14 protein-coding genes are annotated in these 13,918 nt (G+C 68.7%); 4 read left to right on the top strand and 10 right to left on the bottom strand.

From position 1 onward, the window contains the following. Window positions 1-117 precede the first annotated feature (117 nt). Window positions 118-1,149 (bottom strand): hypothetical protein, encoded by a 1,032-nt coding sequence (locus tag AB0C28_RS01400; RefSeq protein WP_357840173.1) that lies wholly within the window; start codon window positions 1,147-1,149, stop codon window positions 118-120. 122 nt (window positions 1,150-1,271) lie between these two features. Between AB0C28_RS01400 and AB0C28_RS01395 the strand changes: the two genes are divergently transcribed. Further along, window positions 1,272-2,051, top strand: a complete 780-nt coding sequence (locus AB0C28_RS01395; protein ID WP_358072640.1) for a LuxR C-terminal-related transcriptional regulator — start codon at window positions 1,272-1,274, stop codon at window positions 2,049-2,051. Between the two features lie 63 nt (window positions 2,052-2,114). On the opposite strand, the gene AB0C28_RS01390 is transcribed toward AB0C28_RS01395, so the two are convergent. Next, a complete protein-coding gene (locus AB0C28_RS01390; RefSeq protein ID WP_358072638.1) occupies window positions 2,115-3,443 on the bottom strand; it encodes an FAD-dependent monooxygenase in 1,329 nt (442 codons plus the stop codon). A gap of 91 nt (window positions 3,444-3,534) precedes the next feature. After that, entirely contained in the window at window positions 3,535-4,071 is a 537-nt protein-coding gene (locus tag AB0C28_RS01385; protein WP_357840181.1) for a PadR family transcriptional regulator, read from the bottom strand. Window positions 4,072-4,311: 240 nt separating this feature from the next. Between AB0C28_RS01385 and AB0C28_RS01380 the strand changes: the two genes are divergently transcribed. Beyond that, window positions 4,312-5,973, top strand: coding sequence for a serine/threonine-protein kinase (locus tag AB0C28_RS01380; RefSeq protein ID WP_358072636.1), 1,662 nt, complete (start codon window positions 4,312-4,314; stop codon window positions 5,971-5,973). Window positions 5,974-6,033: 60 nt separating this feature from the next. On the opposite strand, the gene AB0C28_RS01375 is transcribed toward AB0C28_RS01380, so the two are convergent. Both AB0C28_RS01375 and AB0C28_RS01370 read right to left on the bottom strand, forming a co-directional pair. Next, on the bottom strand, window positions 6,034-7,614 hold the full coding sequence (locus AB0C28_RS01375; RefSeq protein ID WP_358072634.1) for a transporter substrate-binding domain-containing protein: 1,581 nt from the start codon (window positions 7,612-7,614) through the stop codon (window positions 6,034-6,036). A gap of 31 nt (window positions 7,615-7,645) precedes the next feature. After that, complete coding sequence (locus tag AB0C28_RS01370; RefSeq protein WP_357840687.1) at window positions 7,646-8,029, bottom strand: hypothetical protein; 384 nt, start codon at window positions 8,027-8,029, stop codon at window positions 7,646-7,648. 215 nt (window positions 8,030-8,244) lie between these two features. On the opposite strand from AB0C28_RS01370, the gene AB0C28_RS01365 reads away from it, so the two are divergent. Next, window positions 8,245-8,418 (top strand): hypothetical protein, encoded by a 174-nt coding sequence (locus AB0C28_RS01365; RefSeq protein ID WP_357840188.1) that lies wholly within the window; start codon window positions 8,245-8,247, stop codon window positions 8,416-8,418. Window positions 8,419-8,504: 86 nt separating this feature from the next. Here AB0C28_RS01365 and AB0C28_RS01360 read toward each other — a convergent pair whose 3' ends face one another. Both AB0C28_RS01360 and AB0C28_RS01355 read right to left on the bottom strand, forming a co-directional pair. After that, on the bottom strand, window positions 8,505-9,431 hold the full coding sequence (locus tag AB0C28_RS01360; protein ID WP_358072632.1) for a cytochrome d ubiquinol oxidase subunit II: 927 nt from the start codon (window positions 9,429-9,431) through the stop codon (window positions 8,505-8,507). A gap of 14 nt (window positions 9,432-9,445) precedes the next feature. Next, window positions 9,446-10,657, bottom strand: a complete 1,212-nt coding sequence (locus AB0C28_RS01355; protein WP_357840690.1) for a cytochrome ubiquinol oxidase subunit I — start codon at window positions 10,655-10,657, stop codon at window positions 9,446-9,448. A 213-nt stretch (window positions 10,658-10,870) separates the two neighbouring features. On the opposite strand from AB0C28_RS01355, the gene AB0C28_RS01350 reads away from it, so the two are divergent. Beyond that, window positions 10,871-12,058, top strand: a complete 1,188-nt coding sequence (locus tag AB0C28_RS01350; RefSeq protein ID WP_358072630.1) for a cytochrome P450 — start codon at window positions 10,871-10,873, stop codon at window positions 12,056-12,058. Here AB0C28_RS01350 and AB0C28_RS01345 read toward each other — a convergent pair. Genes AB0C28_RS01345 through AB0C28_RS01335 form a run of 3 tightly spaced genes read right to left on the bottom strand, consistent with a single transcriptional unit; the run spans window position 12,048 to window position 13,815 of the window. Next, window positions 12,048-13,151, bottom strand: coding sequence for an aminotransferase class V-fold PLP-dependent enzyme (locus tag AB0C28_RS01345; protein WP_358072628.1), 1,104 nt, complete (start codon window positions 13,149-13,151; stop codon window positions 12,048-12,050). The genes AB0C28_RS01350 and AB0C28_RS01345 overlap by 11 nt on opposite strands. Next, window positions 13,148-13,459 carry an antibiotic biosynthesis monooxygenase family protein gene (locus AB0C28_RS01340; RefSeq protein ID WP_357840200.1) on the bottom strand — a complete coding sequence of 104 codons (312 nt, stop codon included), beginning with the start codon at window positions 13,457-13,459 and terminating at the stop codon, window positions 13,148-13,150. The genes AB0C28_RS01345 and AB0C28_RS01340 overlap by 4 nt, the downstream gene beginning before the upstream one ends. Next, entirely contained in the window at window positions 13,447-13,815 is a 369-nt protein-coding gene (locus AB0C28_RS01335) for a TcmI family type II polyketide cyclase (protein ID WP_357840202.1), read from the bottom strand. Before AB0C28_RS01335 ends, AB0C28_RS01340 begins: the two co-directional genes overlap by 13 nt. Window positions 13,816-13,918 lie beyond the last annotated feature (103 nt).

Genomic DNA, 13,918 nt, shown 5'->3' with positions numbered 1-13,918 from the left:
AGCGATAGGTCCGCGGTCACCGAGGTGTAGTCCGTCGACTCGACGACGTCACCCTTCGAGACCTTCTCCCACGTCGTTGCCGTCAACGACCGGCCGCTCCAACGTTTAAGACGTGCTCTAGTCGCGGCCGTAGATCCGGAGACGGAAGCGCCACTGTCCGGAGTTGTCGGACAGATCGGGGTCGTTTACGCCGAACAGCAGCCGGACGGGCTGGGCATCAGCCCACAGCATGCATCCTCCGAGGGCCGTCGCCTGCACGGGATCTCCCACCCAGCCGGCTGGATTGTTGTTGAAGCGCAGGATGGGCGACAACTCGAACAGGTCCTGGTACGGCCAGCCGGAGGTGACAGCCGGCCTGTTGGTGCCGTTGGGACCGTGGTCGGCGAAGAAGTAGTCCATGCGGGCTCTGCTGGCGTAATCGGGTTCGAGGCGCAGGACGTCCCCTTGCCGCAGGACGTTGCCCGGTGTGGCTCCCGAGGGGAAACTGCCGAAACTGCCGTTCCCGGCGACTCCCATGGAGGTGTCGGCCCGGTCGCGTGGTCCGGTCGCCGGCAGGTTCCGGCTGCACCGGTCCATGGGGCCGGTGGCCGGGGCGGACGCCTTCCAGATCAGTACGCGGAAGGTCCAGGCGCCGTCGTTGTCGCCCGGCCCGGGGTCGTTCACGCCGAACGAGAATCTGGCTGGGGCGTTGTCACGGAAGACTGTGCACCTGTTGAACGCAGTCGCCTGCCGCGCGTCGCTCGTCCAGCCTGCGGGGTTGTTGTTGAAGCGCAGCACCGCGGAGTACTGGGCCAGCCCGGGGAAGGGCCATCCCTGCGGCGCGACCTGCCCGTTGCCGGCGGGGCCGACGCTACCGCCCTCCCAGTCATCGGGATCCACTCGCGAGTTCATGTCCGGGATGATCTGGAACACGTCGCCCGGCTCGATGATGTTGTTCGGGTTGCGGCCGACGGGAACGCCGCCGCCGCCGTTGCCCCAGACGAGCAGGTGCGGGATGTCGTGGTTCGCGACCTGGCCCTCAGCGCAACGGCGCATCGCGTCGAGGGTGCCGGCGTGGGCGGGCGCCTCCGTCACCGCCGTCAGCGTGGTGGCGACGAGCAGTGCGGCCCCCGCCAGACGTGATCCGAGACGGGCAGTTCTTCGCTTCATGCGGGCTCCTCTCGTGCATGTCACCCACACTGTCCCGCCGGTCGGCCGTGCCGATGAATACGAAGAAGTGCGTACTTCCCATTTGCTGTGTCAGCTGGTAGCCGTTCATGCACAATGCGCTCATGGCGTCTTTGTTCAAGGCGGATGCGAGACGTATCCACGACCTGGCAATGGACATCCTCACGACGAGAGCGCCCGTACGCGTATGGCCTCTGCTGATGGAGCGGCTGACAAAGGATCTGCCGGGAGATCTGGCGGTGCTCATCGACCTGGACTGGGCGGCGGGCACCGGGCACGCGCTGACCGGATCGCCCGACTGGCTGCACCAAGCACCGCTGGACGCCCTGATCCGCTCCCACATGCGTGCGCACCCGCTGCTCCGCCACTACGCACGGACGGGTGACCGGACGCCTCTGACCATGGACGACGTCGCCGGCGGCGACTGGTGGGGGAGCGAAGCCTACCGCGCCGGCAGAGAAGCGATCGGCATCGATCGCCAGATCGCCCTGCCCTTGAATTCCCTGCCCGGTCAGATCCGCGGCGTCATCATGAGCCGCGACGGCACTGGCTACAGCGGCCGGGATCTCGAGTACGCCGGTCTCGCGCGCTCACTCCTTGACACGGTTGAAGCGCACGAGAAGGTGCTCTTCAGCCTGCCCGCGCTTGCTGACCCGGCCGAGTTCAGGATCACCCTGCGCGAGATGGCGGTCCTGAAGCTCCTGAGCGAAGGGCTGACCGCCTACGCCATCGGCCGCCGCCTCAACATCAAGGAGGCGACGGTGAACAAGCACAAGGAGAACCTCTACCGCAAGCTCGGCGTGCACGACCGGGTGATGGCACTGCGGAGGGCCCGGTCTCTCGATCTTCTCCCAGCCGACCGCGCCGACCCGTCGGACGCCTGAACTATCCCGTTCCGTACCGACGAGCCCAGGCCCTCCGGACGCAGCCAGGTGTCGAGCTCCAGGTCAGCCCTCGCCGAACACCGCCCGGCCGAGGGGCGGGACGGCTCCGCAGGTGCGGAAGAACCATCGGATGGCCGTCCGTCGCAGCGGGTTGCGGTCGATCGCGGCGTCGGTGTTGCGCACGACCTCGCGCACGGTGTCGAAACCGTGGTGCAGCATGTCCGTCTCGTAGTCGTGCAACGCCCGCGACAACGGCTGCTCGCCACGATCGGCGGCGATGAGGGCGGTGCGGAGCCGGTGGGCGTCACGCAGGGCGGTGTTGCCGCCGAGCCCACCGACCGGCGGCATCTGGTGGACGGCGTCCCCGAGCCCGGTGACGTTGCCCGTCTCCGCCGGCCGGAGCGGCTGGGCGGCTCTGAACTCGGTCTGGTAGAGGGTGTCCGGGGTCGAGTCGGCGAGCAGCCGGCGCAGGTCGGGGTGCCATCCGGTGGTCCGCCGGGCCAGCATCTCCCGTACCGCGACCGCGACCGGATCGACCTGGTCCTTCGCCGTGAAGCCCGGCAGCGCGTCGCGGTGGGCGATGAAGGCCCACAGGATGTAGTCGTCGTCGTGGGAGTCCTCCAGCAGGCGCTCCGGCTCCAGCCCGAGCGCGCGTAGGCGGTCGCCGAGCCTGGCGTTGATCGCCGCCGGGTTCTCGCGCCTGCGGAAGACCGCGGTGAACAGGAAGTCCTGGCGGGGCCAGAACGCGTTCATGCCGGCGAGCAACGGCTCCGGCAGCCAGCGGCGGTTCTCCTCGGTGAGGAAGAGCTTGCCGGCCACGGCCGTCGCCGGCAGCGTGGTGCGGCCGGCCTCGGGGCGGAGCTGTCCCCACACGCGGGAGCCGGCGCCGTCGGCCGCGACGAGCACGTCCGCGGTCGCGGTGGTCCCGTCGGCGAACGCCGCTGTCACCGTCCCGTCGTCCGCCCGGACGAAACCGGTGCACTCCTTGCCGAAGCGGACGACGTCGTCCAAGCCGGCCAGCAGGATCTTGCGCAGGGTGACGCGGCTGACGGCATGCCGGCCGGCCGTGGGGTCCAGCGGATCCGGCTTCCTGCCGTCGTCCCGGCCGATGCGTACGAGCGGCCGCATGCGTTCATCGCGGAAGCTGATCCCGGGGCCGGGGTCGCCCGAGGTGGCCACCAGCACCTCCCACAGGGCGGGCGGCAGGCAGGCGCGCAAGGCGGTGCTTCCGGTGGGTTCGATGTTCAGCCGGAAGCCCTGGAGCCGTGAGTCGGCCGATCGGTCGCGTTCGTACACGGTGACGGGGATGCCGGCTCGCCGTAGTCCTTGAGCGAGGCAGAGCCCGCCGATCCCGCCGCCGATCACGGCGACGTGCTTGAGCCGAGCGGACATGCAAACTCTCCTTCCGATGTTCCGATGTTCCGATGGGGACGCACCCGCGCTGGTGGAGGCGGATTCGGGCTTATAGGGCGGATCCGGGCGGTCACTCCTGGGGCGTGAGTTCGGCGAGCAAGCGCTCGTGCCAGGCCAGCTCCGTCTCCAGCCGCATCAGCGTGTAGTCGAAGGCGACGGCCTCCAGCCTGCTCAGATGCGGCTCGGCCTCGCCGCGCAGATTGCGCCAGAAGCCGAGCTGTGTGGCGAAGGAGTCGCGCCGCCGCTCAACGGCCGTGCGCAGCTCGTCCTGGCCGATCTCGCCGCTGTGCAGGAGCACCAACTGGATCGCGTCCGGCCGGAGCCTGGTGTCGGCGAGGACCGACCTGATCAGCGAGACGAGCTCGGTACGGCCCTTGCCGGTGATGCCGTACACCGTGCGGGCGGGCAGGTTGCCCTCCTGCTCCGTGCGAACCACCTCGACGACGCCCTCGTCCGCCATCCGGCGCAGCGCCCCGTACAACGATCCGGGTTTGACGTCCGCCCACAGCTCGACCCGATCCATCTGGGCGGCGGCCCGGATCTTGTGCCCGTGCATGGGACCGCCGTCCGCCAGGGCGCCGAGGATGAAGAGACGAGTTGCTCGCATATGACTACTCAAACACGAGTACTCGCGCCGCGCAAGGCTTCGCCGCGCATTGAGTACGGGAGGCCCGGGTGCCGCGCTCAACAAGAAAGAGCCCGCCCCTCAGGACGAACTCTTCATGGGTGATCCGGTGCCCGAGACGACGGCCCGGGAAGATCTTGGATCAAGTCAAACGTGGAACCTTATCAAGCACTTTCATGTTGTGGGTACTTTGCGGCATAAGTCATCTTAGGATCGGCCATTGTGACGTCCAATGGACTGCATCCCCCTCTCGCCCTGGAAACGTCCGATCCCGTGCAGATCGGTCCGTACCGGATCGCCAGCAGGCTGGGGCAGGGCGGCATGGGCACGGTCTACCTTGCCGAGGGGCCGGCGGGGCCGGTGGCGATCAAGGTGATCAACCGCCTGCTCGCCGTCGACCCCGAGTTCCGCGCGCGGTTCCGGCGCGAGGTGTCGGCGGCGCGCCGGGTGCGGCGGTTCTGCACCGCGCCCGTGCTCGACGCGCAGTTAGACGCCGAGCCGCTCTGGGTCGTCACCGAATACGTCGCCGGGCCCGATCTGGGTCGTGTGCTGCGCGAGAACGGGCCGCTGGAAGGCTCGAACGTGGAGGCGCTCGCGGTGGGCGTGGCGACCGCGCTCACCGCCATTCACGACGCCGGGTTGGTGCACCGCGACCTCAAGCCCGCGAACGTGCTGCTGTCGCCGCTCGGCCCGCGCGTGATCGACTTCGGCATCGCCCGCGCCCTGGACGCCGGTGACCGGCAGACCGCCACCGACATGGTCTTCGGCACCCCCGACTACATGGCGCCGGAGCAGGTCCAAGGGGAACAGGTGGGCCCGCCGGGGGACATCTTCGCCTGGGGCTGCGTGGTCGTCGCGGCCACCGTGGGCGCCTCGCCGTTCGCCTCCACCAACCTGCCGCACGCGATGTACCGGGTCGTCCATGACGAACCCGATCTGCGGCGCCTCGACCCCGGCCTGCGGCCGATCGTCGCGGCGGCGCTGAGCAAGGACCCTGCGCGCCGTCCCACCGCGCAGGAACTGCTGGGCGCGCTGGTGCAGCGGCCGGATGTCGACTCCGCCCAGGTCGCCAGCAGCGTACGGCTCGACCTGAGCCCGCTGCGTAAGAAGGAGGGCCGGGAGAGCCGGAGCCGAGGCCGGTCGGCGCGGCACCGTTTACCGGAGGAGACCAGACGGCGCAGGCTGCGGGACGTGCTGATCGGAGCGGGGGCGGCCCTGGTCGTGAGCGCGCTGGTCGCCGCGGCCGTGATGGTGTGGGTGGTGAACTCGGCGCCGGAGACGCCTCCCCGCGGCGAGATGGTGTACCGCGAGACGTTCGCCACCGACACTTCGGGCTGGAACAACGAGGGCACCGGGGTGGACACCGGTCAGGGCTACACGGGCGACGGCCGCTACACGATCAGGCTGAAGCGCGGCGCAGGGCACCGCTGGAGCCCGGCGCCGGCGAAGAAGGGACTCCCCGACCACGCGCTGGCGTCGGTGAAGATGAACTTCTCGGACGCCGGCGCGGAGACCTGGAACGGGGTCTACTGCGAGTACTCCAAGGACGACCAGGTCGCCAACGACATCCTGTACGTCATGGAGATCCGCGGCGACGGGCACGGGAAGATCGCCAAGGTCGTCGGCGGCGTCCCGCGGAACATGACCGGCGACATCCCGTTGCCGGAGGGCGTCGCCAGGGGGAACGCGCTGCTCCGCGCCGAGTGCGTACGCGGTGACGGCCGGGTCGATCTGGCGTTGTGGGCCGACGACCAGCTCGTCATCCGGCTGGCCGACACCGAGGCGAGCAAGGCCGTCGGCCCGCCCCGCTTCGGGCTCTTCGTCGAGAGCGTCGCCGAGACCCGCACCTATTTCGACGACTTCGTCGTCGCCCGGCTCCCCTGACATCCAGGCGGCCGGCCGGTGAGCCGGGCCTGGCGCAGAACTCACGTCATCGCAGGCCACTCAGCCTGCCGCGCCTGCTCGGCAAGACATTTCGTCGATCTCTTCAGAAGTGGGAAGCGCTTCGAGTATATCCTTCGTCAAAGGCAGGCGTTCGCTGAAGCGTTCCCGCCAGTCCTGGCTGCTGACGTATTTTTGCAAGGCGACTCGGAGGCGTTCGCAAGTATCATTATTACCCTTGGCTATCGCGAATCCCGTGGATTCGAGATGGCCGAACCTGATACCCGGGACAAGTTTAGTTCGGTCTTGCATCGCCAACTGCATGCCGGCGAGTGTCAACCGGTCTCCGACGATCGCGTCCACCTTGCCCGACCATAGGCTGGCGAGACAGTCATCAAGACTCGCTGCCACGGAGATCTGTGCCCTTCTTTCGGCCTTCATCATAGAGTCGACCGTTGTCGATCCGGCTATCGCGCATACACGCTTCCAGGAGAGGTCGCCAATTTTTTCGATGCCTTTATTGCCGCGAGGTACTAATACGCCCAGTCGCGAGGATGCGAGCGGACCGACGAAATCGACTTCTCTTTCTCTGGACGGGGTGATGCCCAGCGTGCCGGCGATGTTGACGTCTTTCCTCGCCACCGTTCTTATCGCGTCTTCTCGCGCAACCTCCCTGAAGGTTATTTCTCCCTTGAAGCCGGCAAGTCGAAGCAATTCTGTGATGACGTCGTGGTTGTAGCTGGACTCTGGTCCGTTGGTGCGATTGCCTTCGTCTCGCCAGACTCCCACCACCACGCGCGGGGCATCGAGGAATGGTTCCGGCACCAGGGGTGCGTAGGTGCTGCCCTGGAGCAAGGCGAGCGGCAACATCGCGAGCAGGGCACGGCCGGTCTTCGCCGCGGCGCTCGGCGGCTTCCTGCCGGAGCGGGAAGTGGCCGGACGGGAAGCAGGTGGAGGTTTGATCGGCCCCCGCGTCACGGCGAGATTTCCGGCGCTGCCGACGGAGCGGCGTTGCGGACGGGGGAAGCCGCGGCCGACCAGTTCCCGGTCGATGTGGCGGTGAATCTCATCCAAGGTGAGCGGGCCGGGTTCGCGTAGCGCGTTCAGCAACGCTCCGGTGAATGCGGTGTTCCGGGCACCGAGTGGAGCGTGCGAGAGGGAATTGGCAGGCGTGGACGTCAGGGTATAGGTGCCCGTCAGATCGAGCTGCCCCAGGGCGAGGCTCCGCCGGTTGCTCATGACGGTGACGGCCTGGCCGGAGAAACAGCAGTCCAGGAGAAGCACGCGGGCTTTGGCACGAGCGCTGCCGACCATGCGTTTGACCAGGTCCACGTGAATGGCGGAAAAGCCGACGTGTTCGGCGTTGGTGCCGGTCAAAGCAAAATGCAGTGCTCCGGTGTCGTCGAGAACCCCGTGCCCGCAGTAATAGACCAGCAGCAGATCCTCCGCCTCGCGGACGGCGGCGGTCAGGGCCACGCCGACAGCGGCCTGATCCGCCGGATCGGCCAATGTCTGACAATGATCGGCTTCGAGGAGGCCATGGACGGGATGCGTCAGCACCTTACGCAGGTCTTCGAGATTCGTGCGCACGGCGGGGATGTCAGGCAACTCCGGGTCGTGGAAGGTACCCGCCCCGATGAGCACCGCCCGGCTGCCCCTGCCATCCGGAAACGGCTTACGACTCACCATGCCGCTCGACAGCCGCCGGGAACTGCTCCGCCACCTCCCGCAGCACCGCCGCCGGGTCCGCGGCACGACGGACATCCACCTCGACCCGCCGCCCGTCGGCAGCGGTGACGGTGATCTTGACATCGGCGCCGCGGGAGGTGAGCCAGGTGCACACCGACTGGATCAGCACCACCACCGCGCCACCGGAGCCCACCGCCACCGTCAGCAACTCCACCGCCGAGCCCATCTCTCCCGGCTCCGGCGCCCGCCGTTGAGGCCGTACCCGTCCGCGCAGTTCGTCCTCGGAACCGAGCCAGTTGAACAACCCCAGCGCGTGGGTCTCGGCCTCCGCACCCTCGACAACCACCTGCAGGTCCACAGCATCGGACATCTCAAGCACGAGGTAACGTCCTTTGAATTACGGCTTTTGGTATCCATCATGCTAGCGGCCTGGATGTGCGCAGCCTTATCCTGCCGCTCCTAAATCGGCCCGCGCCTCAAGTCGACTGCGCCGAATCGGCAGCTCCCCGCCCTCTCAACGGATTCTTAACACCGCCCCGCGCACGATATGGATAGCCAGTTGGGCAACAGGACAAAGGAGGCGCCATGCGATTCGCGGCCAAGGCAGTAGGAATGCTGGTCACAACCGGCGCGATCTGGGTCTTCGGCCGGGTGAAGGGGACGAGGACGTACGGATGGATGTCGGTCGACAACTTCCGCACCATCCGTCACACGAACTACGAGAAGTGCCGGGCGAACGCCGACCGCGATCACCTGTAGAAGCACTCCTCGTGCGAAGTGGCGTTGAATCGGACAGGCGACAGACGGGAGCGGGCGGCGGATCGCAGGCCCGCGCTAGGGACGCATCAGAAGAAGAGGGCAGTCCTCGCATCCACGCGTCGCCGGAACGTCCGCCACATCCACACCTGCGCGCCCGCCAGCAGGGGCAGCAGGATCAGCGCGAACCCGCCGAGCACCCGCAGAGTCTCCGCTCCCGCCGCGGCCTGGATGAGCTCCGGTCCGAGCCGCACGCCGACGAGCACGGTGACGCTGGTGATCGCAGCCGACGTCAGCGCCACCGCACGGCCGAAGGATTCCGCGCGGACAGCCGTCCGAGCTGTCCACAAGGCCGCAGCGCCGGCTCCGCCGACCGCGACAGGGACGGTGAGCGGGAGGCTCTCGCCGGGGAGGCCGCTGATCAGGAATCCGGTGAGCGGGACGAGCGCCAGGAGGAGCGCCGCCGGCCCCAGCAAGCCGGACGCCAGGGTCTTCGCGGCCTCGGCGAGCTCGGCCGGTGATCTCAGGGCCGCGAACACGGCACCATGCGCGGCGAGCAGCACGACCGCCACCACGGCCCACATCAGCACAAAAGGCCCCATCCCGTGCAGCGCCGCACCCACGGCCGCTCCCCAGAAGGCGGCGAAGGCGAGGCTGGCCACGTTCAGGACGCGATCCCAGCCGACCCGCCAGCGCGCGGACGGAAGCCTGCTGCGGAACCAGACCGACGCGTCCCGCACCGCCCAGATCAGCAGGCCCGCCACCACCACCGGATAGAGCCACTCCGCCAGCCGGGCTTCGGCGCGGGGGAACGCCCCGGCCAGCACGCCGCCGGCCACGACCAGCCAGACCTCGTTGCCGAGGAAGAAGGGGCCGATCGTGGTGAGCAGGGTGCGCCGCTGCTCGCCCGTCCTCCCCACGCGGTGCAGCAGCATGCCCACGCCGATGGCGAACCCGTCCGTCACCGCGTACAGGTTCAGGAACAGCATCAGCAGGACGGTCCAGAGAAGGTCCATGGGTTTCCTCGCCATCAGTAGCGGAGCGGCAGGACCTCGTCCCCGACGGCCGCCGCCCCGAAGGTCGCGGCGCTCACTCCGCGCCGGGCGAACTTCGCGAGCAACCAGTAGTCCATGACGGCCAGCGAGACGAGCACCGTGACGAAGCCGGCCGACGACACGGCCACCGCGACGGGTTCGAGGTCGGACACCGCCTGGTCGGTTCTCAGCACACCCCACACCACCCAGGGCTGGCGGCCCACCTCACGCACCAGCCAGCCCATCGACACCGCCAGGAAAGGCAGCGGCAGCATCCCGATCAGCACGTAGAGCGGGAAGCGCATCCGGAGGATCCGGCCGCCGATGGTGAGGAGGAGGAAGAGGAACGTCCCCCACGACACGACATAGGCGACGTCCTTCATGATCTCGAACGGGACGATGATCCAGGACGGCGGCGCGAGCCCCGCTCCGTCGAGCGTCCCCGACATGGCGGCCAGCTTCACCGGCTGGTACCGCTCGACGACGTTCTCCTGGACGAAGCCCCAGTGGATGGCGGAGAACCCGCCGAGCGGAGCGGCGAGCAGCCCCCAGCGCAGCGACCGCCGGAAGACATCGGCGTCGGCGGTACGCCGGAGCAGCTGCCAGGAGCTGATCCCCGCGACGAACAGGGCACCCGTCAGCAGCGCGGCGGAGATCAGATGCAGGAAGGCGTCGGTCAGGGCGGGGTTGGTCAGCAGCGCGCCGAAATCCGTCAGGCGCGCCTGCCCTTCCCGCAGCTCGTAGCCGACCGGGTGCTGCAGGAACGAGTTCGCCACCATGATCCAGAAGGCGGTGACGTAGCTTGCCGCGGCGACCAGCCAGATGAGGCACAGGTGCACCGGAGCGGGCAGCCGGTTCCAGCCGAAGATCCACATGCCGAGGAACGTCGCCTCGGCCACGAAACCGATCAACGTCTCCAGCGCCAGCGGGACGCCGAAGACATCGCCGGTGAGCCTGGCCAGCCCGCTCCAGTTCAGCCCGATCTGGAACTCCATCACCAGGCCCGTGATGATGCCGACCGCGTAGTTGATCACGTACAGCGTGCCCCAGAAGCGCGTCATCCGGGAGTAGACGTCCTTGCCGGTGATCACGTGCATCGTCTGCATGGTCGCCACGAACACCACGAGACCCAGAGAAAGGGCCACGAACAGGAAGTGGATCGACGCCGTGGCGGCGAACTGCAGTCGAGACAACAGCAACAGGTCCATCATCACCCCGTGGCTCTCCGTCCTGACGACGGTGCCAGCGGGGACTCGTATCGCGTTGGTGTCCCGCTGGTGCCGCCGGGCGTTTCGTCCTGCGGGGTTTGAGCGGGTACGCGACGTCCTTCCAGACGTTGCTCGAAGGTCTCCAACGTTCCTCGAAGGCGACGCGACCGGCCGTGGCGAGGATGGAGCCCTCCTCACCGGTAGGAGTGCCGCATGAGCACGTACGCGTTCCCCTTCACGTCCGAGCTTCCGGGTGAGCCGGCTCCGGAGTTCGACCTGCTCAGGGCCAGGCAGCCGGTCACTCGGGTACGCCTGCCCACGGGTGACGAGGCCTGGCTGGTGACCGGGTATGAGGCCAACAGGATCGTCCTGAGCGACGCGCGTTTCAGCCGGGCGTTGACCACCAGGCCCGACGCGCCGAGGCTGCAGCCGATCCCGTCGGATCCGTCGTCGCTGGTCAGCATGGATCCCCCCGATCACACCAGGTTGCGCAGGCTGGTGAACCCCGCCTTCGGCAACCGCCGCGTGGCGGCCCTCCAGCCGGTGATCGAGCGCAAGGTGGAGGACCTGGTCGACGCCATGGTCGAGGAGGGGCCGCCCGCCGATCTGGTGTCGCGGCTGGCCGGCCCCCTGCCCATCGCCGTGATCTGCGAGCTCCTGGGCGTTCCCGCCCGGGACAGGAGCAGGATCTCCGGCTGGGTCGGCATCATGCTCAGCCTGACCCGGTTCCCACCGCCTCAGGTGGCCGCCGCCAGGGCGGAGTTGAAGGACTATCTGGCCTCGCTGGTGGCCGCCAAGCGCGACGAGCCGGCCGACGACCTGCTCAGCGAGCTGATCGCGGCCCGCGATTCCGGAGGCAGGCTCAGCGAGGAGGAGCTGGTGATGATGGGCACGACCGTGCTCGCCGGCGGATTCCTCAGCACGGCCAGCGAGATCGCCCTGTCGTTCCTGTGCCTGTTCCGCCATCCCGACCAGCTCGACCTGCTCGTCAAGTGCCCGGAGCTGCTGGACTCCGCGGTCGACGAGCTCCTGCGCTACAACGCCCTGACCACGGGGGGTGGGCTGCTGCGGATCGCCACCGAGGATGTCGAGCTCGGCGGCGTGCGGATCCGGGCGGGAGAGGCCGTGCTGCCCGCCATCTCGGCGGCCAACCGTGATCCCGGCGTGTTCCCGGACGCCCACAGGTTCGACGTGACGCGCGCGGAGAATCCGCACCTGACGTTCGGCCTGGGCTTCCACTACTGTCTCGGCGCGCGGCTGGCGCGGAGCGAACTGGAGCTCGCCCTGGCCGTGACGCTGCGCAAGCTCCCCCGGCTCGGCCCCGCCGTGCCCGTGGAGCGGCTGCCCGTACAGGACGGGCAGCTCATCCGCGGCCTGGCGGAGCTGCCCGTCACCTGGTGACGGCGGCGAGGGCGTCGGCGAGACTCCGCTCCAGCTCTTCGAGCCGGTGCCAGGGGATCTCGCCCATCGTGCAGATGCGGAAGTACTCGCCGGACAGGTGGCCTTGACCGGCGTACACCACGTAGCCCCGTCTCTTGAGCTCGTCGTGCAGAGCCCGGTAAAGCACTCCGCCGGGCAGCCGCAGCATCGTCACGGAGTTGGACCTGAACGGCTCACCGACCAGGATCGGCAGGCCGAGCCGATCGAACTGGCCGCGGACCAGCGCCGCGCGCTCCCGGTACAGCCGCGTGCGGGCCGCGAAGCCGCCGGCCTCCTCGTACTCGGCGATCGCCGCGTCCAGGGCGTAGCACGCCTGCACCGCGGGGGTGAAGGCGACCTCGCCACGACGCTGGCTCGCCAGGTGCGTGGCGGCGTCGAGGTACAGGGACCTGGACGGCACCTCACCGACGCGTTCCACGGCTCTGGCACCGAGCAGGACGAACGACACCCCGGGCACGCCGTGCAGGCCCTTGTTGGCGGTGCCGCAGATCACGTCGGCGGACACCCGCGCCAGGTCAGGCTCCTCGATGGCGGTGCCGCTGATGGCGTCGACCACGAAGAGCGCCTGTCCGGCGGACGCCGTCGCGGCGCCGATCTCCTCGATCGGGTTGATCAGACCGGTCGTGGTCTCATGGTGCACGCACGCCACGGCGTCGATGTCGTCGTGCTCGGCCAGGGCCGCCCGCACCGCCCCGGGATCCACCGGTCTCGTCCACGCGTTCCTGACCTCGTGGCAGGTGATTCCGTGGACCCGGGCGATCTGCGCCAGCCGCTCGCCGTAGACGCCGTTGTTGACGACGAGCGCCGCGCGGCCCCGGCGGACCGAGCCGATGAGCGCCATCTCCATGGCCGCGGTGCCCGAGCCCGTCACGAGCACCGTCTCGTGCGTGCCGCCGAGGTGCAGGCAGCGGGGCAGCGCCACCCGGATCCGCTCCAGCAGTTCGGCGAACTCCGGCTCACGATGGCACAGATCGCCCCGCAGCAGGGCGTCGCGCACCCGCTTGGAGGTGCCTGCGGGGCCCGGGGTCAGCAGGGTGAGCGCGCCGTCGATCACTCCGCGGCCCCCTTGCCCCGCAGGTGGGTGACCAGGCGCATGGTCGTCATCGTCGAGCCGGCCCGGAACCGGTCCAGCACGCGCCGGTTGTCCACGTGCTCGGCGCTGTGCTCGAACCGCCGGAAAGCGGCCTCGTCCCGCCAGTCGGTGACCACGTAGTACACCGGCTCCGCCTCGTCGCCTCTGAGCAGCCACTGATCGAGGTTGGCGGAGCTCGCCGAGACCCTTGCGGCGATGTCTTCCCAGGCCCGCTCGAACCCGGCCTCCGTGCCCTCCTTGACGGCGAACCGGAGGATCACCCGGAACATGCCGCCTGCCCTCCGCAGCCGCAGGCTCCGCCACCGGGCGCGGACCAGGTGTAGAACGGCTCCGCCATGGCGTCCTTCGGCTCCTTCCAGTTCGGGTCGAAAGGACTGATGTACTTGGTGAGGGCCTGGTTGATGTCGCGGTAGAGGGAATGGCCGCGGGCACTGTACAGCGAGGCGGTGATGTCCTGATCGGCCTCCACCAGATGCATGTACAGGCCGTGGAAACGGAAGAGCGTGCGCCGGGAGACGCCGATCATGTGCGGGAGCTCACTGGCGTCCGAGGCGGCGAAGGCGGCGGCCACCTCGTCCGCCTGTTCCGGGTTCATCCGCGCGACGATCAGGGTTCGGTGAGCCATCACCCGCTCCTTAGGAAGCCGTACCGGAGCTGTGATGATGTCAAGCCGCCTTCAAGCCGGACTCGAAGGCGTATGGAGTGGCCTGGTTTACGCTCAAGGCGTG

The sequence above is a fragment of the Nonomuraea sp. NPDC048892 genome (assembly GCF_040649735.1).
In the GTDB taxonomy this organism is placed as follows: domain Bacteria; phylum Actinomycetota; class Actinomycetes; order Streptosporangiales; family Streptosporangiaceae; genus Nonomuraea; species Nonomuraea maheshkhaliensis.
Note: the sequence above shows the minus strand (reverse complement) of the source record. Positions and strands in the feature narration are given on the sequence as shown.

Coding starts and splice junctions, on each gene's coding strand:
- AB0C28_RS01370 (WP_357840687.1), bottom strand. CDS start 8,029: ATGTCCGATGCTGTGGACCTGCAGGTGGTTGTCGAGGGTGCGGAGGCC.
- AB0C28_RS01400 (WP_357840173.1), bottom strand. CDS start 1,149: ATGAAGCGAAGAACTGCCCGTCTCGGATCACGTCTGGCGGGGGCCGCA.
- AB0C28_RS01365 (WP_357840188.1), top strand. CDS start 8,245: ATGCGATTCGCGGCCAAGGCAGTAGGAATGCTGGTCACAACCGGCGCG.
- AB0C28_RS01390 (WP_358072638.1), bottom strand. CDS start 3,443: ATGTCCGCTCGGCTCAAGCACGTCGCCGTGATCGGCGGCGGGATCGGC.
- AB0C28_RS01350 (WP_358072630.1), top strand. CDS start 10,871: ATGAGCACGTACGCGTTCCCCTTCACGTCCGAGCTTCCGGGTGAGCCG.
- AB0C28_RS01355 (WP_357840690.1), bottom strand. CDS start 10,657: ATGGACCTGTTGCTGTTGTCTCGACTGCAGTTCGCCGCCACGGCGTCG.
- AB0C28_RS01340 (WP_357840200.1), bottom strand. CDS start 13,459: ATGTTCCGGGTGATCCTCCGGTTCGCCGTCAAGGAGGGCACGGAGGCC.
- AB0C28_RS01395 (WP_358072640.1), top strand. CDS start 1,272: ATGGCGTCTTTGTTCAAGGCGGATGCGAGACGTATCCACGACCTGGCA.
- AB0C28_RS01360 (WP_358072632.1), bottom strand. CDS start 9,431: ATGGACCTTCTCTGGACCGTCCTGCTGATGCTGTTCCTGAACCTGTAC.
- AB0C28_RS01335 (WP_357840202.1), bottom strand. CDS start 13,815: ATGGCTCACCGAACCCTGATCGTCGCGCGGATGAACCCGGAACAGGCG.
- AB0C28_RS01385 (WP_357840181.1), bottom strand. CDS start 4,071: ATGCGAGCAACTCGTCTCTTCATCCTCGGCGCCCTGGCGGACGGCGGT.